The organism is Dialister sp. (genome assembly GCF_047832375.1).
GTDB lineage: Bacteria > Bacillota > Negativicutes > Veillonellales > Dialisteraceae > Dialister.
In genome coordinates this window covers 1,824,985-1,845,000 of record NZ_CP181256.1, presented here as the reverse complement: position 1 = coordinate 1,845,000, position 20,016 = coordinate 1,824,985, and the positions used below count along the sequence as shown (strand labels likewise).

Annotated in this window: 12 protein-coding genes, 1 tRNA gene, 2 rRNA genes and 1 other annotated feature (1 of these 16 only partly in view); of the genes, 9 read left to right on the top strand and 6 right to left on the bottom strand. The window is 49.4% G+C overall.

Features of this window, described 5'->3' with window-relative positions:
- Both ACFWUL_RS07385 and rrf read left to right on the top strand, forming a co-directional pair.
- A 23S ribosomal RNA gene (locus tag ACFWUL_RS07385) occupies window positions 1–1,330 on the top strand; it begins 1,597 nt to the left of the window's first position.
- Window positions 1,331–1,408: 78 nt separating this feature from the next.
- Window positions 1,409–1,525: ribosomal RNA gene (gene rrf / locus ACFWUL_RS07380) — 5S ribosomal RNA — on the top strand.
- Between the two features lie 1,318 nt (window positions 1,526–2,843).
- Here the strand turns inward: rrf and ACFWUL_RS07375 are convergent.
- The gene (locus ACFWUL_RS07375) at window positions 2,844–3,791 is read right to left on the bottom strand and encodes an alpha/beta hydrolase (RefSeq protein WP_297023912.1); all 948 of its coding nucleotides are present in this window, start codon (window positions 3,789–3,791) and stop codon (window positions 2,844–2,846) included.
- Between the two features lie 510 nt (window positions 3,792–4,301).
- Window positions 4,302–5,522 (bottom strand): ISAzo13 family transposase, encoded by a 1,221-nt coding sequence (locus tag ACFWUL_RS07370; protein ID WP_416176849.1) that lies wholly within the window; start codon window positions 5,520–5,522, stop codon window positions 4,302–4,304.
- Window positions 5,523–6,026: 504 nt separating this feature from the next.
- Between ACFWUL_RS07370 and ACFWUL_RS07365 the strand changes: the two genes are divergently transcribed.
- Window positions 6,027–6,443, top strand: coding sequence for a hypothetical protein (locus ACFWUL_RS07365; RefSeq protein ID WP_416176848.1), 417 nt, complete (start codon window positions 6,027–6,029; stop codon window positions 6,441–6,443).
- A gap of 16 nt (window positions 6,444–6,459) precedes the next feature.
- Here the strand turns inward: ACFWUL_RS07365 and ACFWUL_RS07360 are convergent, their stop codons facing one another.
- Window positions 6,460–7,284 (bottom strand): DNA glycosylase, encoded by an 825-nt coding sequence (locus ACFWUL_RS07360; protein ID WP_297023907.1) that lies wholly within the window; start codon window positions 7,282–7,284, stop codon window positions 6,460–6,462.
- Window positions 7,285–7,665: 381 nt separating this feature from the next.
- Here ACFWUL_RS07360 and ACFWUL_RS07355 point away from each other — a divergent pair, with 381 nt between their 5' ends.
- The 3 genes from ACFWUL_RS07355 (at window position 7,666) to ACFWUL_RS07345 (ending at window position 9,919) form a co-directional block, all read left to right on the top strand.
- Complete coding sequence (locus ACFWUL_RS07355; RefSeq protein WP_416176847.1) at window positions 7,666–8,484, top strand: PfkB family carbohydrate kinase; 819 nt, start codon at window positions 7,666–7,668, stop codon at window positions 8,482–8,484.
- Window positions 8,484–8,774, top strand: a complete 291-nt coding sequence (locus ACFWUL_RS07350; RefSeq protein WP_416176846.1) for a TIGR04076 family protein — start codon at window positions 8,484–8,486, stop codon at window positions 8,772–8,774. Before ACFWUL_RS07355 ends, ACFWUL_RS07350 begins: the two co-directional genes overlap by 1 nt.
- A 113-nt stretch (window positions 8,775–8,887) precedes the next feature.
- Window positions 8,888–9,919, top strand: coding sequence for a 3-deoxy-7-phosphoheptulonate synthase (locus ACFWUL_RS07345; protein ID WP_416176845.1), 1,032 nt, complete (start codon window positions 8,888–8,890; stop codon window positions 9,917–9,919).
- A gap of 553 nt (window positions 9,920–10,472) precedes the next feature.
- Here the strand turns inward: ACFWUL_RS07345 and ACFWUL_RS07340 are convergent.
- Both ACFWUL_RS07340 and ACFWUL_RS07335 read right to left on the bottom strand, forming a co-directional pair.
- A tRNA-Val gene (locus tag ACFWUL_RS07340) sits at window positions 10,473–10,548 on the bottom strand.
- Between the two features lie 290 nt (window positions 10,549–10,838).
- Window positions 10,839–12,329, bottom strand: coding sequence for an ISNCY family transposase (locus ACFWUL_RS07335; RefSeq protein ID WP_416176844.1), 1,491 nt, complete (start codon window positions 12,327–12,329; stop codon window positions 10,839–10,841).
- Between the two features lie 99 nt (window positions 12,330–12,428).
- Window positions 12,429–12,670, top strand: a binding site (T-box leader).
- Window positions 12,671–12,753: 83 nt separating this feature from the next.
- On the opposite strand from ACFWUL_RS07335, the gene ACFWUL_RS07330 reads away from it, so the two are divergent.
- The gene (locus ACFWUL_RS07330) at window positions 12,754–14,058 is read left to right on the top strand and encodes a dicarboxylate/amino acid:cation symporter (protein ID WP_297019188.1); all 1,305 of its coding nucleotides are present in this window, start codon (window positions 12,754–12,756) and stop codon (window positions 14,056–14,058) included.
- A gap of 518 nt (window positions 14,059–14,576) precedes the next feature.
- On the opposite strand, the gene ACFWUL_RS07325 is transcribed toward ACFWUL_RS07330, so the two are convergent.
- Entirely contained in the window at window positions 14,577–15,587 is a 1,011-nt protein-coding gene (locus tag ACFWUL_RS07325; RefSeq protein ID WP_416176843.1) for a uroporphyrinogen decarboxylase family protein, read from the bottom strand.
- A gap of 373 nt (window positions 15,588–15,960) precedes the next feature.
- On the opposite strand from ACFWUL_RS07325, the gene ACFWUL_RS07320 reads away from it, so the two are divergent.
- Both ACFWUL_RS07320 and ACFWUL_RS07315 read left to right on the top strand, forming a co-directional pair.
- Window positions 15,961–17,694: a DUF6020 family protein gene (locus tag ACFWUL_RS07320; protein WP_416176842.1), complete on the top strand. Its 1,734-nt coding sequence runs from the start codon at window positions 15,961–15,963 to the stop codon at window positions 17,692–17,694.
- Window positions 17,695–18,354: 660 nt separating this feature from the next.
- Window positions 18,355–19,929: a DUF6020 family protein gene (locus ACFWUL_RS07315; RefSeq protein WP_416176841.1), complete on the top strand. Its 1,575-nt coding sequence runs from the start codon at window positions 18,355–18,357 to the stop codon at window positions 19,927–19,929.
- Window positions 19,930–20,016 lie beyond the last annotated feature (87 nt).

Sequence of the window (20,016 nt, the reverse complement as noted above, 5' to 3'; positions counted from 1 at the left end):
GCCAAGAAAAACTCCTGGCGAGCGATTATCCGCCCGTACCGTAAACCGACACAGGTAGGCGGGGAGAGAATCCTAAGGTGCGCGGGAAAACCCTCGTTAAGGAACTCGGCAAATTGCATCCGTAACTTCGGGAGAAGGATGACCCTGAGTAGGCGAAAGGGAGAAACCCCCGGAACAGAAAAGGGTGGCAGAAAAGAGGCCCAAGCAACTGTTTACCAAAAACACAGGTGCCTGCGAAAGCGAAAGCTGAAGTATAGGTGCTGACGCCTGCCCGGTGCTGGAAGGTTAAGGAGAGAGGTCAGCGCAAGCGAAGCTTCGAACTGAAGCCCCAGTGAACGGCGGCCGTAACTATAACGGTCCTAAGGTAGCGAAATTCCTTGTCGGGTAAGTTCCGACCCGCATGAAAGGCGTAATGATTTGGGCACTGTCTCAACGAGGGGCCCGGTGAAATTGAAATACCTGTGAAGATGCAGGTTACCCGCGACTGGACAGAAAGACCCCATGGAGCTTCACTGCAGCTTGAGATTGAATCCCGGTGATACATGCACAGGATAGGTGGGAGGCTTTGAAACAATGTCTTCGGATGTTGTCGAGCCGTTGTTGGGATACCACCCTTGTGTTGCTGAGATTCTAACGCGGAGAGTAACGACCTCGCGGACCATCTCAGGCAGGCGGTTTGACTGGGGCGGTCGCCTCCTAAAGTGTAACGGAGGCGCCCAAAGGTTCCCTCAGGCCGGACAGAAACCGGCCGAAGAGTGCAAAGGCAGAAGGGAGCTTGACTGCGAGACCCACAAGTCGAGCAGAGACGAAAGTCGGGCTTAGTGATCCGGTGGTTCTGAGTGGAAAGGCCATCGCTCAACGGATAAAAGCTACCCTGGGGATAACAGGCTAATCTCTCCCAAGAGTTCATATCGACGGGGAGGTTTGGCACCTCGATGTCGGCTCATCACATCCTGGAGCTGGAGTAGGTTCCAAGGGTTGGGCTGTTCGCCCATTAAAGTGGTACGCGAGCTGGGTTCAAAACGTCGTGAGACAGTTTGGTTCATATCCATCGCGGGCGCAAGAAGTTTGAGGGAGGCTGCTCCTAGTACGAGAGGACCGGAGTGGACGGATCAACGGTGTACCAGTTGTCACGCCAGTGGCACGGCTGGAAAGCCGCATCCGGAAAGGATAAACGCTGAAAGCATCTAAGCGTGAAGCCCGTCCCGAGATGAGACTTCTCATCAGCAATGAGTAAGACCCCTTAAAGACGATGAGGTTGATAGGCTGTGAGTGGAAGTGCCGCAAGGCATGGAGCGACGCAGTACTAATAGGTCGAGGTCTTGACTTAGATTTCACGAAAGCGCGACCGTGGCGAAAGCCTTCGGAGTTTCTTCTGTGCAGTTTTGAGGGAACAGGCCCTCAGAGATTCAGTGGCGACAGCTGTGAGGATACACCCGTACCCATGCCGAACACGGTAGTTAAGCTCACAAACGCCGAAAGTACTTGGCTGGAAGCGGCCTGGGAGGATAGGAAGCTGCTGATTAAGCGAAAGCTCAACCGTAAGGTTGGGCTTTTTACTTTACCTGCGATAATTAGGAATGAGGAATGGAGGTGGCGGCGCACAGATGGGAAGCGCCGCCTTTTTATATGGAAAAGTCTGGAACGCCGGGGATCGTCATTTCGACCGGTGGTAAGCGGAGTATTGATGGTGACGTTAAAAATCGCTAAAGGTTAGAGGAGTGGAGAAATCTTTCTTGTGTTCGGGAATACAAGTGTTTTGGTTTTGGCTGGAATGGCTGGGAGGAACAAGCTGCTGATTAAGCGAAAAGCTCAACCGTAAGGTTGTTTTTTCCCTGTGTGTGAAAAGTGGCTGAGTGGTAACGCCCTGCGGACGAGGTGGCTGAGGTGGCTCAGAGGGGGGAGCGGTGCACAGAATTGTGAACCTTCCCTCTTTAGAGGGGAGGAGGACCGGGCCAGCGGTGGTGGGGTGTTCAATCATATGGATGGGGTATAAGGGTTGTGGGTCGGGCGACGCTTCCCTCGCCAACAGGGTTGTGGGTGTTTCGCACCGGAGACACAAAGTTAGATTTGCCGCAAAAGACAGCTATTAAACCTTATGCCCCGCTTTGGCATAATTCGTCAGCTTTATCGAAGCCATAACCCGGTCGGACCAGCGTAGCAACGTCTGACCTACAACCATTAGCTTCATTTGTGCGCTTGGGCCCTATCATGCATTGGCACTGGTGTCTTGTCTCAATCACATTTGTGCTAATAATGGCTTAATTATATGATGACTTAGTAATAGTTTCGCAAGTGGAAACTACCCCAATAACGTCATTTCGAGTAGTGGTAGCATGCAAAATGATTGTACAGGTAAAAATCGCTACAGCTACGATGAGCCCTGAAATTTTTCTTGCTTCTGGGGAATACAGGGATTTTTAACCCTGCTTAGCGTTGTAAGACCGCCAGAGGCATATATCTGGGAGATTTTGGGGGTCTACCTCATATTTTATTTTTATGTATTACTTCATTACGGTGCTTACCGCCGGAGGAAACGTGTCACTGCTCAAAAGGTGCGTGTCCTGCAGAGGATACGTAAGGCATGCGTAAATTGGTTCATTTACTGCACATTAAAGCACCTTCCTTTTATCGCATGCCCGATAGAGGTCCTGCATAGAACCTCTAAGCCGGGCCCAAGTTGGCGCCGTTTCTGCCCATTAAAACGCCTTCCACTTAGGGCTTGGCCGACCGAGTTAGATTCAGAGTCTGCAATATTTAAAAATTTAAAATTGGTATGCAACAGTAGTAATTCCTCTTTCGACTACATTAATCATGATCCCAAATGTGATTGGAATGACACACTAGTGCGGCAAACCCAGCAGGAACTTCTGCACCGTACCCCGATAGGCCTCGCTATTGGCAGCCATCTCCATGGTGTGGCCGGCGCCCTGGAAGATGTAGAGCTGCTTATTCTGGCTGCTGGAGGCGGCGAGGAGTTCTTCAGCCGTGGATGGTGGGATGAGCTGGTCAGCGCCGCCATGGAGAAAGAGGACCGGGGACGTCATATGGGTTACCCGGACAATGGGGTCCACGGCGGAGAGAAGTTTCCCGGTGTGATAGAACATGGCTGCCTGCATGAAGGGGTTCAGGATATTCATCCCCAGCACCAGCCGCTCATCGCCGGTGTAGGTCATGATTTTTTCACGGCCCAGTTCCAGAAGATTTCCATAGGAGCTGTCGGCTACATAAAATTTCATGTCCTGCCCCTCTTTGCTGCCGCTGTAAATCAATGCCATGGCAGCGCCCAGGGAGAAACCGTGAAGTCCAATTTCCATGTCCCGATTTTTGGAACGGAGGAAGTCCACCCAGGCGTTCATATCGTCCACATCATGGATACCCCAGTCCGTCATGATACCATCGCTTTCCCCATGGCCCCGGAGGTCCACGAGGAGTACATTGTATCCCAAATTCCGGTACATGGTCACATAGGGAAGGCACATGGAACGGTTCTGGTACAGACCGTGAAGCAGTATGACCGCTTTTTTACTCCCATTCCGGTCTTCAATATAGGTACCCCTGAGATTGGTTCCGTCCTTTGAGGGTACGGTGACCCGGTGCCAGCCGTACCGGTCTTCCATACTGTGGATGGCGGTGAGGTCCTTACGATGGTTTTCAATTCCCAGAATCCGGTCCCAGGGGGCAGTAAACAGTTCTTCATAGGCCATGTTTCCTGCATAGAGCCCGGCGGCTAATACAATGATCAGGGCCAGCAGGCAGAGAGTCTTTATCAGTTTCCAAATGAAATGCATTTTTATCACCTGGGGATTAGTATAATACAGATATAGAAGAAATGCTATAGATGGGTCCTGAGTGGGGCCTGCGGCCCGGGCTATGCCTTGATGGCTATCGTCTTGTTTCAATCATGTTTGTGCTAATGATAGTTTAATTATATGATAACTTATTAATGGATTCGCAAGCGAAAACTTCCCCCATGACGTCATTTCCAGCGGTGGCAAGGGAATTGGAGTCACAGCAGCGAACATGAGTTGCACTAGCGAACATGATTTGAAGGAGCGTTAGCGACGCACAAATATTGTGAGTCGCTGATAGCCGTGTTGCAGGGAGCCGCAGGCGACTAAGAATCCAGTGACACGTTTCCCATTGGGGGTAGTATGCAAAATGATTGTACAGGTAAAAATTGCTATAGCTGCGATGAGCCCCGAAATCTTTCTTGCTTTCGGGAATACAGGGCTTTTTAACTGTGCTTAGCGTTGTAAGATTACTAGAAGCATTTATCTTAGGATCTGTGCATTATTAAGCTATTCATATGATGGCCTGATGACATAATTCCAATCAGGATGAAATTCATTTCTTAGCAGATTAATGCCAGCAAATTCCTTGTCAGAAACTTTAGTGCCTTTAGGGTAGACTGCGGTATCCGCTTTACACCGAACCACAAGCCCATTATCGGTAGTTGTTGAAGCGATCAGATTAACGATAATTTCAAGCGTTTCCAAAGGACGGCCTCGCCAGTTCTTTGGAATTTGGCTGAATAGTCGATGCTCTATTTTATTCCATTTGGATGTTCCGGGCGGGAAGTGGCAGACTTCGATTTCAAGGCCACTTTCATCAGCAAATTTTTGCAGCTCAAATTTCCAAAGCCGGCTATGGCTTCCATTGCTTCCACCACCATCTGCCGTAATTAACAGACGGGTTGCTTCAGGATATCGTGGTTTACCCATCTCATCCCACCAGGAGCGGATCGAATTCACTGCGAACTGCGCAGTATCTGAGCTTACTCCCACATTCACAAACCCTTCATTGGCTGCAATATCGTAAACGCCGTAAGGAGCAGCTTTTCCCTTGTCAGGAAGAGGAAAGTCATGGTCAAGAACGTTTACCGGATTTCCTTTTTTGGCATATTCGGCTCCGCTATTTTTGAAATTTCCAATGTTTTCCTTTTTCTTACAGTCTATGGAAATAACAGGAAACCCGTTTTCCATGTATTCTTCAGCAGTTTCGTTGATGTGCCGGAACTGTGCGTCCCTGTCTGGGTGCTGACTTCCAACCTGGTTCATTTTTTGATTGATTTGGAGGCTGTAACCCATATCTTTCAAGAGGTATCCGATTTTACGATATTTAATCTTATAACCACGGGCATTCATTTCCGCTTCGAGGTTACGCAGGCTCTTTGTCGTCCAACGCAAAGGTCCTTGGGGATCTCCAAAAGTGGAATTTTCCATAAGGCTTTCAAGTGCTTCTATAATTCCCGGCTGAGTAACCTCTATGGGCTTACGACCGCCGCCTTCCCTTCGGATACGAGGGGAAGGTGCATCTTGAGATAAATAGGGATGTTCAGAATTCAGATCTTTTATGCCATTCGTTATGGTTACCCGGGATACGCCAGTGGCTTTGCTGATAGCAGTAATTCCACCGTGGCCGAGTGCTTCGGCTTCAGAGGCCAGATATACTCGTTTCTGCGCCTCGTTAAGCAGTGGAAGCATCTTATTGATTTTATCTACAGGGACTTCTTTAACCATGCTGATTTCCTCCTTGGCATCAGCATAGCATTTTTTACACTTTTAATCAATTAAAATGTAAATATTGTTTGTGCACAATTCCTTAGAAATCTTGTGGCTCTCCCTCACATTCTTTTTTAGTATTACATCATTACGGCGCTTACCACCGCTCGAGATGATGAATGGGGGGGAAGAGTTCAAAAATGTGGTAAGACTGCAGCAGGTCCGTGCCCTTCCTCGGGTAAGTGAGAGGCTGACCATCAGTGGTTTCAAATCAGACGGAGAGCAGCTGATGGGATTGCCCTGGGCCGGGTATGTATTTGAGGCGCTTCCGGATTTCTTGCGCCGCACCTTTTTCCCGGGCGAAGCCCGTCCCCCTTCAGCCACTTTGCCCAACGGACATTACCACTCAGCAACCTTGCACCAGATTGTGATAATAAGCAGAATTTCTGATACTGCTGGTTCCCTTCTGTGTTACAATAAAGAAAAACAGGTCCTTCGTTTTTCAGAATAGGAGGAATCAGGATGAGCGGAAATGAATTGGATAAAGAGGGTTTTAGAGCAGCGAAAGATATGATCCAGGTTTTGAAGGGGACTGTAGAAAGTCTGCAGCTGAACCTGTCCCAGGAAAGGGATACCAATGATGGGCTCCAACTGACGCTGGAATCACTGAAGGAAGATAATGAACGGCTCCAGGAAGAAAATTTTCAGCTTCAGTCGGAATTGGAATCGCTGAAAGAGAAAGAGAAGAAACAGTCTTCCAACGAAGAATCCGGTAAACCGTTTCTTTCTTCCGGTGAACTGGCGGAGAAACTTCGTTTCTATTACCAGGATATGAAGAAGGTGGACGCTAAAAATCTCATCGCTGAAGACAGCGAGACTCTGTACAATATTTTGGATTATACCTTTAAAGCGTTGAAAAAAGCGGGATTAAAATTATAACAAAGAGGGTACCGCTTCATTGAGTATCCTTCATTTTTGTGCTTTGGGCGTAGTAAAAGAGGTATTGCTGGAGAATGCCTGCGGTTTTCCCGTATCCGGGGAAAGGGTTTGTGCCGCCATAGCAGCGGTCGATAACCCGTTGGATCCAGACATCTACCGGTGCCAGAGCTGTCCGGTGGAAGCCGAAAAGGGCTGTGCAGCTGGCTACTTTTATGCCTACCCCTGGAAGTTCCATGAGATTTGCAAGAAGTGTGTTGTCGTCCATGGAGGCCATGTCTTTTAATAGATGTGGCCTTTTTTGTATGATCACTGCCGTTTCATGGATATAGGGGGCCCGGTACCCCAGGGAACAGACTTTGAGGTCTTCTGGAGACAGGCGGGACAGGGCCTTGGGGGATGGAAATGTAAAAAGAGTTTCTCTGCCGGTTTCAATTTTCTTACCGCAGCGGCGGCAAAGTTTTTCAACGGAGCTTTGGATGGCGGGAATTGATTTTCTCTGGGAAATAATGAAAGTAACAAGCGTTTCCCAAGGATCCTGCCTTAGTATGCGAATGCCTCTGCTGTACTCTGCAGCTTTGGAAAGATAGGAGTTATCTGCCTGCAGGGATTCTTCCAATTGGCTGTAGTTAAAGGACAGATCAAAGTAGGCCTTCCATACATGATTCCACTGGTATCGGCTGCAGGAAATATCATATTTTATGCCATGTATGGGGGATATATATAGTACATGGGAATCGGTGATAAATCGGTAGAGGTTTTTCTCTATTTCTACAGCCCGAAAGCATTGGCCGCTGTGTATGATTTTGTAGAGGTCAATATTATCTTTAATGAAGATATGCATAGATATACTTCCTTTTGGTATGGAACTATGTGGTTCGCTGATTGCGGAAAGTGGCTGAGAGGTAATGCCTTCGACAAGGTGGCCAGGTGACTGAGGGGAAGGTGCGGCGCATCAAATTATGCAGCGCCGCGAAATATATAATTCTTCCTTGAGCTTAGGCGGAAGACTTAGTCGTTCCGTAGTCAGTGCCCTGACGCAGTCATAGCCCTGACCTGAGGTCATAGCCCCGGGCCTGCAGGCCACAGCCGTGCCGCAGGCGGCGCCTTGACGCAGTCATAGCCCGGCGCAGCCCAACCATTCCTTCCATTATATTCTTTTACATTTTCCTTTCAAAGATATGTTAAAATAGAAACACCAAATTTCGGAGAGAGGGGGAGAACTATGGGGAAAGAGTTACTGCTGATCAATGATCTTCCCGGTTATGGTAAGGTGGCACTGGCAGCAATGATGCCGGTCCTGACTCACATGGGCCATCATATTTACAATCTTCCTACGGCCTTGGTATCGAATACACTGGATTATGGGCGGTTTGAAATCCTTGATACCACGGAATATATGAGAAATACCATCGGTGTATGGAGGTCCCTGGGATTTTCATTTGATGCCATTTCGACGGGGTTTATCGTTTCTCCGACACAGGCATCCATGATTGCCAATTACTGCAGTCGGGAAAGGGAAAAGGGAACGAAGATTTTCGTGGACCCCATTATGGGCGATGAGGGGCATCTCTATAACGGACTGACCGAGCGGACCGTGGAGGGCATGAGAAAGCTCATTGCCCAGGCGGACTACATGGTGCCTAACTATACGGAAGCTGTCCTTTTAACCGGTGAAAACTATGTGACAGAGGGCCTCTCCTGGGTGGCTATGAAGAACCTTTTGGGGAAACTTCATCGCATGAGTGGGGGCTCCGTAGCCATTACCAGTGCCCGGGTAGATGGTAAAGATGCGGTGGCCGGATTTGACAGGGACCGAGAGAAATTTTTCCTTCGCACCTTTGACATGATACCTGTCCGATTCCCGGGAACCGGTGATATTTTTTCCGCTATTTTCATGGGTGCCGTCATGAATGGTATGACCATGATGGATGCAGTGGATAAAGCCATGATTGCTGTCAGAAAAATGATTGTTATGAGCGAGGATTCCCAGGATGCATTCCGGGGAATTCCCGTAGAAGCATGTCTGGAGGTGCTTGACTGATGCCAAGAAGACCCAAAATAAGAATTACCTGTATTGAGAGGAAAGGACCCTGCCCCTGCCATCGGGGACACAGGCCGGGAGATTCCTGGGATTTTGACAAAGACCGGGGTCAGATTTGCCCCATGGTGATGCATGTGGCATTCCCTTATATTGATATTCTCCGCTACGGTGGGGAAATTCCCCAGCCCGGACAGGAAAAGGGGACAGCCATCTTCTGCTGCCCTGATGTAGAAACAATCAATGTATTCAAAATTGAACGGATTGATGAGGGGAAGAAAAATCAGGAATGAGGAATTAGGAATGAATGTGGCGGCACAGAAATTATATAGCGTCGCAGCCGATGAACAGGCACATCCAGTTTTTATGCATATCTTCTGACTTTGTAAATATAAAAGGTGACACTATGGAACAGATGCAGTTTATCCGGAAACTTCCGGAACCTATGGAAATTAAACAGGAAATTCCGCTGAAACCGGAATTTCAGAAATTGAAAGCAGAAAGGGACCGGGAAATTGAAAATATTATGACCGGTAAAGATAACAGGCTCCTTCTGATTATCGGTCCCTGCTCAGCAGATAATGAACCTGCAGTGGTGGATTACTGCACCCGTCTTGCTAAAGTGGCGGACGAAGTGAAGGACCGGATTTTCATTATTCCCCGGGTATATACCAATAAACCCCGGACTATCGGCAAAGGATACAAAGGAATGCTCCATCAGCCGGACCCGGAGGGTAAGGAAAATATGATGGAAGGAATCAAGGCTATCCGCCGCATGCATGTCCATGTCATTGAACAGACCGGCTTCACCTGTGCCGAAGAGATCCTATATCCGGAAAATCACAGATATCTCTCTGATCTTCTTTCTTATGGTGCCATTGGTGCCCGTTCCGTGGAAGACCAGCTGCATCGTATGATTGCCAGCGGCGCCGGCATCCCGGTAGGGATGAAAAACCCCACATCCGGTGACCTGTCTGTCATGATGAATTCCATCGAAGCCGCCCAGAGCGAGCAGGACTTCCTCTTCCATGGATGGGAAGTCCATACCACAGGAAATCCTCTAGCCCACGCCATCCTTCGGGGCTACGTGAACCACTTCGGTACCAGCATGCCGAATTACCATTATGAAAATATTCGGAAAGTGGCGGATATGTATGGCGAAAGAAACCTGAAGAATCCGGCCATTGTAGTGGACTGCAACCACAATAATTCCGGTAAAAAATATATAGAGCAGATTCGTATTGCCAAGGACGTCATGGCTAGCCGCCGATATTCCGAAGATATCCGTCACATGGTGAAGGGCCTCATGATTGAAAGCTATATCGAAGATGGAAACCAGAAAATCGGAGACGGTGTTTATGGTAAATCTATTACGGATCCCTGCCTGGGATGGGAAAAGAGCCGGAACCTGATTCTTGAACTGGCAGATCTGGTGTAACAGAACCTGCGGTGGCAGACCCAAGCAGTGTCTTTGACGGTGCTAATGTGGCTGAGAGGGAAATAATTGATTTTACCTCCCCTCTTTAGAGGGGAGGGGGACCGCTTGCGGTGCGCAGCGAACTGGATCGCAAGGAACGAAAGCGACTGAGCATCCAGTGAGTCACTTTCCCCTTGGGTGGAGGGGTAGCCACGAAGTGGCAAGACCTCAATCCTTCACTCAAATCTCAATTAATCAATATCTTTTCTTGAGTTCTGGCGAAGCTATAGCCTTGTTCGCAGGACAGAGCCTTGACGCAGTCACCGCCCTGATTGGAGCCCATAGCCCTATAGGTGCATAAGAAATAAAAACGTCATGAGAATACACTCATGACGTTTTCTTTTGGTGGGCGATAACAGAATCGAACTGGTTCCGCAGCGAACACAATTTGGGGGAGCGAAGCGACGCACAAATTGTCGTGAGTCGCGGATGCAGGAGGTTAAATGTAAAATGACGATCACGGAAAGCGCACAAAAAAAGATGTCATGGAGCAAGTCACAAGGCATCTCTTTTGTGGTGGGCGATAACAGGATCGAACTGCTGACATTCTGCTTGTAAGGCAGACGCTCTCCCAGCTGAGCTAATCGCCCATATTCGGTTGACGTAGTCTATTATGCCTTATATGAAAAAATTTTGCAAGGACTTTTTATTGTTATACTGTTAGTATTTTCTTTTCACAATAAAAATAGAGGAACTTACAATGCATGCTTCATGTCTTTCCGAATCGGAGCTGCAGTAATGGCAGGCCGGATTCCCCAGATAGAAAACTTTTGTAGAAAAATGAATTATCCTGTCAAGCATTTTTGAAAATGTCCCGAGAATTGTCATTTAATAGCCCCGCAATAGTGGGGCTATTTTGAGTGGTTAGGCCAGTATGTTACTAAAATATGTTACGCGATGCAAGTTCTTCTGGATCTTGTCTGGAATGATGCGGTCTTGTAAGGACGTAATGACGGAAAGATGCCTGCTTCCATGGGTGACTCATCGGTGGAATCCAGTGTTTCTGAGGCTTTGGTTTGGTATAGTCAGCATCAAGCTCAGGAGATTTCTTCTGGCGCAAAGGGATGGCTTCCAGCGCGTAGATACTGGTATCGTTAACACTGCAGTAGAGTTCGCCGTTGAAAGCCCGTATGACTAGTACTTTGGTTCCGCTGGCATAATGCACCTGATGGCCTTCTGAATCAAGCATACGATAGTACTGACGCTGGAAACGGATGCAGTGGCCTCTGTCTACCGTACGGCCTGTAAGTACAGCCAGTATCAGGTTGATCCTCTCATCTGACGGTTGCGTCACAAAAGCTGATTTGGTACTATTGGGGGGAAGTGCAAACTTCGCATTGAATTCTTTTAGGTAGGACTTGAGGAATTCATTGGCGTCTGCAATAGTCGTGATGCCTGCCTGTCTCAGCTCAATCGGCAGGCGCGACTGCAGCGTCTCATTGAGCCGCTCAACCCGGCCTTTGGCCTGTGGTACGCTGCTTGACTCAAGGTGTATCCCCAGTTGCCTGCAAGCGTAACCGAACTGCGTATAGGTATCCTCGTCGATGGACGGGGATCCTTTTTGTTTGTAAATGAACACAGTGCGTTTATCCGTGAAGATTTCCACAGGGATTCCGTAATCTTTGAGAGTCTGCCAGAGGACATGGTAATAGCCGTTCAGGGTCTCCTGGGTGTCAAAATAGCCGCCAGTCACGATGCCAGTAGCATCATCAATGAAGAGGTGGAGATGCCAGATCTTCCCGGGGACCCATTCATATGGAGTGGCATCACCCTGCAGCTGTTCCCCAAAGTAAGCATGCCGTGGACGCCGGCTGTGGGCATCTTCAGCAGCCACAAGATTGACTTGTATTTCCATCTGCTTTTTTCTGGATTTCGTGTTGCTTTTCATTGCTTCCAATTTCCTCCTGATCCGTTTTCTTTTGGCCCGTGTAGCCTTAGGAGAGAGAATAAAGGCTGCCTCAAGAATGGAGGCTACAGAGGAAACAGAGACATGGATATTCTCATGTCTGTCCAGAAGTTCGGTAAAGTGGGTAAAATTGGCGCCATAGTACTCATTCTGGTAAAGAGCCACAATTTTTTCTCTGAGTGAGGCTGGAAGTGTTGTTACGGGTTGTCTACCCCTGTTCCCGTGGACAAATGCTGCTTTACCTTCCTGACGATAGCGCAGGATTAACCGGTTCACGGTGCGGACAGTGCACCCCAGCCGGACTGCTGCTGCAAGCTTGTTGCCATCTGGATGAGCAACAAGAGATTTGATTGTTTCATATTTGAACTGCTCGTCCATCGTTAATTCAACCTTTCTGATAAAAATTCCTCCCATCACTTGCGTTAAGATTGTGATGAGATTATACCATGACTGGGACATTTTCATTTGTGGTTACTTGAGACAATATCACTTGTGGTTCATAAACTTTTGTAGAAAAATGAATTATCCTTGACAGAAATTATATCTCATGCTATAGTAGTCACATTAAAGGCGATGAAGAAAAAGAGTAGGCCTTCTGATGACAGACAAGCGAGTCCGGACGGTGGGAGCGGATATGGATAGGAAGTCTGAAGTGCATTTCTGAGCATGGAAAGCGGAATGGAGTATGCTTTTCCGGGAATTCCCGTTACAGAAGAATGGTTTCTACAAGGAAGGAAACCTGATGAGGTATGGATGGTGACATTCATGCGAATCTGGGTGGTAATCACGAGTCTCTCGTCCCATTGGGGCGGGAGTTTTTTTATTTCCGATTCCTCTCCGGAAATGGTTCCTTGGTTTTATTTCATGTATTCCAAAAGGAGGAATGTGTATGAAGAAAAATGGGGAAGTCGAACAGGCTGCCCACAAAGCCCTGGAAGCCAATAAGGCGAAGAAACAGGGAAGGCAGTTTGTGCTGTGGATGCTGGCCCTTGTGGTAGGGGCTGCTCTTGGATGGCTTGGTATTAAGCCGCTTAATGAATTATTTACTTTTATTGCCACCGTATTTACCCGTCTGTTCCAGTTTATTGCGGTGCCCACCATTGCACTGGCCGTTATTACGACCTTGGCCCAGCTGGGGGGACGTAAGGAAACGGGACGGATTTTTGCCCATGCCGTGACCTATACCCTTTTGACCACCATCTGCGCTGCCGGTATCGGCCTGGCCATGTTCCTGTGGATTGCACCGGGCAATCTTCCGGCAGATATCGTTGGCGCCGGTGCAGCCAATGTACCCCAGAAACTGGGAAATCTGACCTACTATGACCATATTTTGAGTGTTATTCCGAATAACATGCTCCAGCCATTCCTGTCGGGCAATGTGCTGGCAGTGATGCTCATTGCTGCTTCCTTTGGCCTGGGCCTTGCCTTTATGCCGAAGACAGAGAACAGGGAAATCCTGATGAAGGGGATCCTTGGATTCCAGGAACTGCTCTTTACCCTGATTAAAGCACTTCTCTTTATCCTTCCTGTGGGCATTCTTGCTTTTGCAGCCCAGCTCTCTGCCCAGATCGAAGCCGGCGTCATCGTAGGGGCCCTTGGCAAGTATACCGCCGTCATTATCGGAAGCAACGTAATCCAGTTCTTTATCGTGATTCCGCTTTTCCTGCTGGCTCGGGGATTGAATCCAATTACAGTATTCAAGAAAATGTCTCCTGCCATTGCGGTGGCTCTTTTCACAAAGAGTTCTGCCGGCACCCTGCCGGTTACCCTGGCTTCTGCAGAACATAATATGAAGGCTAATCCGGCAGTTTCCCGCTTTGTTCTTCCTATCTGCACCACCATCAATATGAATGGCTGCGCTGCTTTCATTCTTGTTACGTCTCTCTTCGTCATGCAGAATGCGGGCTATGACCTGCCCATGCCGACCATGATTACCTGGCTCTTTGTAGCAGTCCTTGCCGCCATCGGTAATGCCGGTGTCCCCATGGGATGCTATTTCCTGACCCTGTCCCTCATGAGCGGCATCGGTGCTCCTATCGGTATTATGGGTGTCATTCTTCCGATTTACACCATCATCGATATGATTGAAACCGCAGAAAATGTGTGGTCCGACTCCGCTGTATGCGCTATGACCGACCATGATCTGAAAGGGAAAATCGAAGATCCAACGACACCGGAAGCTGTCGAGGCTTGATGAATAGTGGAATGGGAAGGTTCACTGTCATTGAATACTGTACTGCCATAGTGGCTGAGGGATAATGCCTTCGGCAAGGTGACTAAAGTGGCTGAGGGGATTGTGGCGGCGCACAATTCATAGAGCGCCGCAATTTTGAAAATTTCCTTTCCACTTTGGACATACTATTTTTGGACAGTAGCTAATAAAAAATCACCATAGTTACGATGGTAGCTATGGTGATTTTTATTGGCTGAAAGATGGTGGAGAGTAGTGCCATGGCGAGTGAATGGTTCATAAGGGTTGTGGGTCGGACGCCGCTTCGCTGGTCCGACCGGGTTGTGGCTGGACATCGCTGCGCTCGTCCAGCAGGTTGGGGAGCTTCGCTTAAAAGGAAGGGAGACCTTATATAACGCCGCCAAAGGCGGCTGATTACCCTTATGCCCCCGGCGCGAAGCGCACACCATCTGGTGAACGAGCGTAGCGATGTTCACCCACCACCCTTAGCCCCATTCATCCGCATGGGCTGTCATCTGTTATCACAGCTCTACCGCCTTCCGCAGGGCCATGAGGTTTTCTTCCGGCGCCTTCGGATTTACTACGCATCCGGGACCAAGGATGAGACCTTTGCCGTCGACCTGGCTGATGGCGTCTTTGACGTGGGCCGTGATTTCTTCCGGCGTACCATCAAGGATGATATCGTCGTATTTCAGGACCCCATTCACGAAGTAGGGCGCAGACTTGATACCGGCCAGCAGGCATTTGTCCGTAATCTGCCGGGCTTCTTTCAGGGATGGCCAGGTGTGGCGGTCGTGCCAGTTGATGCAGTTCACCGGGTAGGATGCCACTTCATTGAAATAGATATCTTCCCCGTGGATATGGGCAGCATTGAACCAGGTCTTTTTGGCGTAGGACCGGATGACCTGGAGGTCGTAGAATTCACCGAATTCTTCAAATTCCTGGAGATTCATCATGGAATGGGTGGCGTTCTGGGTGGCAAAGAAGAAGCCGTCTACGCCGGCATCAATATTGGCACTGACAAAGTCCAGGGTAGTGGCAGTGATAGCTGCCAGGGCATGGTGGACAGCGTCGGGGTAATTGATCATATCCATGAGAAGCCGGTCACCGGCCATTTTTTTCAGCGTAGAGAAGGGGCTGAAAATGGTCTGGATCACCGGGGTCCCCGGTTTCCTGCGCTTCACCAGTTCCCGTGCAAATTCTACCTGTTTGCCGTAGGTGCCCTGAATGGCTGGAATGGCACGGATGGTATTGTAGTCAGCGGGACTGTGGATGGCAAAGTTCTTTACAATGGGCTCCTTGTAGGGGTCACAGTAAATGGTAATCTGGTTTCCGAAGTCCTGGGTGCTGTACAGGCCAAAGGGCATCATTTTGATGAAATCGAAATCATATTTTTCGGTAAATGCCACTTCCGCTTCCGCCAGGGAAATGGGATCCTGGTCGAACTGGGACAGGTGCATCCAAGCGGCTACCGGCACATGGTCCACTTCTTTGGAAGCCAGGGCAGCCCGGATTCGTTCTTCTCTATTCATAGATTTCTCCTTTCTGAATCAAGGGTATATTCATTTATTTCATTATATCATATTGGGTGGAGGGGGAGAGGACCAAAAGGAGTGAATGGTTCGTAAGGGTTGTGGGTTGGCATCGCTGCGCATGCCAACCGGGTTGTGGCTTCAACATCGCTTCGCTCGTCGAAGCGGGGGCATAAGGTAGACCGGGCCGCCGCAGCGGCCTGATGAACCTTATGCCCCCGGCGCGTCAGCGCCTGCAACCCGGTGAACGAGCGCAGCGATGTTCACCCACAACCCTTAGCCCCATATATCCGAATGGGCACTTACACTTGCGACTCAACAGAAGCTGTAAAATGGTATAATACACATAGATTTGATAAGGCAGGTACATTTCATGAATATATACAAAGGCAGGCTCTGGCTGGGGGCGCTCACGGGGTGGGTATCCCTGCTCATGGGATTCTGCGAATTCTATACGTGGAGAATCGGATGGCATCCGGGGTCTACTCCCTGGAACAGGGCCTCCCTTTTCCAGCTGTCGGATATACCCAAAGTACTGGCACTGGCAGTTCTTACTTTTCTGGCCCTTTCCGCACTGATGAAGGCCCTGGGAAAAGTACCGGCCCTGGCGGAACGGCTGGAACCCGATGGGAGTCCCCTGGAGGCGCCTTTTGCCTTCATCGTGGTGTTCCTGCTCCTCTGTTGGATGCCCTTTTTCCTCGTTTTCTATCCCGGAACAGGGATGAATGATACCACCGATATTATGCGGGCCGGTATCTGGGCCACCGGGCAGCATACGTTTATTTACTGCATGTACATCTATGGCCTTACCCAGGCTTCGGACATGCTGTTCCATACCACTTCCTACGGTCTGGCGGCGGCGTCCCTGATCCAGATGTTTCTCTTTGCCTGCGGCATTGCTTACTGCCTTTCCTGGCTGTACCGGAAGACCGGCCGCATGTGGCTTACGGTCCTTTTATCCCTGTACTATGGGTTCCTGCCGATGGTGGTGAATATGTCTTTCTCCAATGTGAAGGACGTATTCTTTTCCTGTACCATCCTTCTCTGGGTGCCTCTGGTCACGTCCTTCGTGTCTGGGTATAAGGAAAATGCCTGGCAGTCCAATAAGCGGCTTTTCATCCTGGCAGGCCTTGGCATGATGCTTCTTCGGAATAATGGAATCTACGTGTTTATCGTCATGCTGCTGGGTCTCTTATTTCTTATGAAACGGATCCGGATGAACCTGCTCCTCACGGGGCTCGTGATGATTGCCATTTCTGTGACACCGGATATCGCTATCAAGCAGATCCTGAATCTGCCCCAGCTTTTCCAGGAACGGGTGGGGATACCGCTGCAGCAGTTTTCCCGGGCCGTGGCGGTGGGGGTACCCCTGACGCCGGAGGAAAAAGCGTACTCCGTGAAAATGATGATTCCCGGACGCATCGAAAAATGGTACGACCCTTTCACGGTGGACCTCATCAAATGGAACAGTGACTTTGATTTCTACTATTTCAACAGCCACCCCGACGATTTCTGGAAGGCCTGGAAATCGGTGGGAAAGAGAAATAAGGAAATCTATGTGGAAGCCTGGCTCTTTGCAACCTACGGATACTGGGCGTTCCCGGCGCCTGATGAAATGACCCAGTCCCGCTTCTGCTGGGCCTTCTCGGAGAGTGACCTGAAGAACGGTCTCAGTCCGGACCACAATAATGCCTATAAGACAGCAGATATTCATACCTTTTTCAAAAAAGATACCCAGGAAAAATTGGGCCGCTGGCTTTGGGACCACAGCCGTTACCTGGGTGCCGGGACCTGTCTCTGGATCACGCTCTGTGTGGGGCTGCTCCTCTTTTACCGGAAACAGTACAGCCGCTTTTTGGTCCTCCTGCCGGCCTGCCTTCTCTGGGGAACACTCATGATAGCCACTCCGGCGGCCTTTGTGTACCGCTATGTTTACTTCTTCCCCCTCTGCATGCCCTTTTTCCTCCTCCTTCCCTTCCTGCCGGAAGGAAAATATGGAGAAACAAAGTGGGCAGAAACAGTGGTGATGCCGAGAAAGGAAATCACTCTACCTGAAGAACGTAGAGAAATCCGGGAGGATGATGGATATACACACTGGAAGGATTGAGTTGAAAAGGGAGGCTGAAGTGACTAAAGTGGCTAAGGTGACTGAGGGGTAATGCCTGACCGTCTGATATCTGAAGTCTCTACTATTCCCAGGCATGCAGCCCCTTGGAGAAGGGGCGCGCCAAAGGCGGAGGATAGATAGCCGCGAAGCGGCTGGTGATGAGTCTCAAGTATGTTTTGGATAATTCCACACCGTAATTTTTGCATAGGCCCTATGTGAGACCACGGCATAACGTCATTTCAAGTGATGGCGGCATGCTAAGTGACAATGCAGCTGCTACAAGCACCGAAATCTTTCTTGCATTCGAGAATAAGGGGCTTTGTATCCGTTGTCGGCGTCGTAAGACCGTCAGAAACATTTTTCTGAGAGATCTCTCGACTCTTTCTCACATACGATTTTTATAAGTATGGTCATTCTGATGTTTAACACCGCTCGAGATGACGAGTTAGGGAAGGGCCAATGAATCTGAAATTATTTGTCAAAGGCATGGGAGAAAGCAGCTCAAGAAAATACCTGCAGCTTGTGGAGGGTCCCGTCTCTGCGAGACGGGTCCATCCCCTCGGGCGGAGCCCGTTATCCTTGAGCCACTTGAGTCACCTCAGCCACTTTTCATCGCTAAAGTCGTTGTTCTGTTCAGGGAGAAAGGAGAATTGAGAAATCATGAAGCTCTTCAAGCTGGACCATGTCAGTCTGCCCTGCGCTGTTTTCTCCATTCCCCTTTCCCTGGCATCCTGGTATACCTGGAAGATCGACCGCATGGGGGATGCCCTGCTTCATCCGGAATACCCGCTCCTTGCAGTAGAGGATCTGAAGGTTTTATTTCTTATTTTTCTCCTTTTTCTTGTTGTACTCCCGCCCTTTGTGCGGCTGCTGCTATCTTTGTCTTTCAAAAAGCAGCAAACCGTGGATGGCCATTTATTTTTTCCGGCCTTTCTTTTTATGGCGCTTTGGCAGGTTCCATTTCTCCTTGCCCTCTATCCGGCGCCCGGCATGAACGATACCCTTTTCATGATGGAAAATCCCTTATATGGGGGTGTCCAGTTTCCCTGGTTCTATTCCCTGGTCTATGGATATGGAGCGTCTTTTGGGAAATCGGTGCTGGGTACAAGGGAACCGGTGATTTTCCTCCTTTCCCTGGTGCAGCTTCTTATTTATTCTTATGGTCTTACGGCCCTTGTATTCCGGGTTGGAAAAAGGTACGGCCAGATTCCGGGACTTTTTCTCTATGGCTGGTTTACGTTTTTCCCCATGGTGGGTAACTATGGTATCGCCGCTGTACGGGATGGGTTGTTTTCTCTTTCCCTTCTCTGGTGCATGGTTCTTTTTGCTGATGGAGGCATGGAAAACAGGAAAAAGCTTTCCATGGCCGCCTGTGCCCTTCTGGGGCTCATGCTGCTTCGAAGTAATGGCATTTTTATCTCTGCGATTCTGGTCCTGGCCTTTTGCTTTTCTACGAAGAAATGGAAGAGGGGAGCCGCCGTTTTTCTCCTCTGCGCCCTGGCTGTGATTGTACCGGGCCGACTGATTCTCTTCACCCACGGATGGCAGCCGCTCTTCCAGGAAAGTATGGCCATTCCCCTGCAGCAGATGGGGCGGGTCCTTGTGCTGGATGGGCAGCGGAGCGAGGAAACGAAGGTACTCATGGCCGGGCTCCTGCCGGAAGAAAAATGGAAAAAAGGCTATTCGCCGGCTACGGTGGACTTTGTGAAATGGGATGACCATTTCAGGAGAAATGAATTAAATGATGAAAAAGTTCCTTTTCTGAAGGCCTGGCTCGATACAGGACTTAAAAATCCCCAGCTCTACGTGGAAGGATGGATGACGGAAACCTATGCTCTCTGGAATCTGGATCCCCTGGAGCATGACGTACAGTCCCGGTTTGGCTGGGCATTATCCGATGAAAATACAAAGAATATGAAGCCCTCTGATAATGATATGCTGGCATTGGGGGATTTCCCCATGCCATTGGGACTGAAATCGTTTCTGGGAAATTATACGTTTACCGGCAGCTGCTTTATGGGAGCCGGGATTTCTCTCTGGATTACGCTTTTCCTTTGTCTTCTCTTCTATTGCGGCGGCAGGAAGAGACTGATTCTTATGGCTCTTCCCCTCTTGGCCAATACGGCCACCCTTCTTGTTTCCACTCCGGCCTCCGCTGTTTTCCGCTATTCCTTCGCCTATGTCCTTGGCCTGCCCCTGCTGGTGGTAGTGTTCTTATTTGACCATGAAAAATGAAGGGACCGGAAGCCCCAGGCATATGAATGGGGCATAAGGGTTGTGGGTCGAGCGACGCTCCGCTGGCTCGACCGGGTTGTGGCTTTG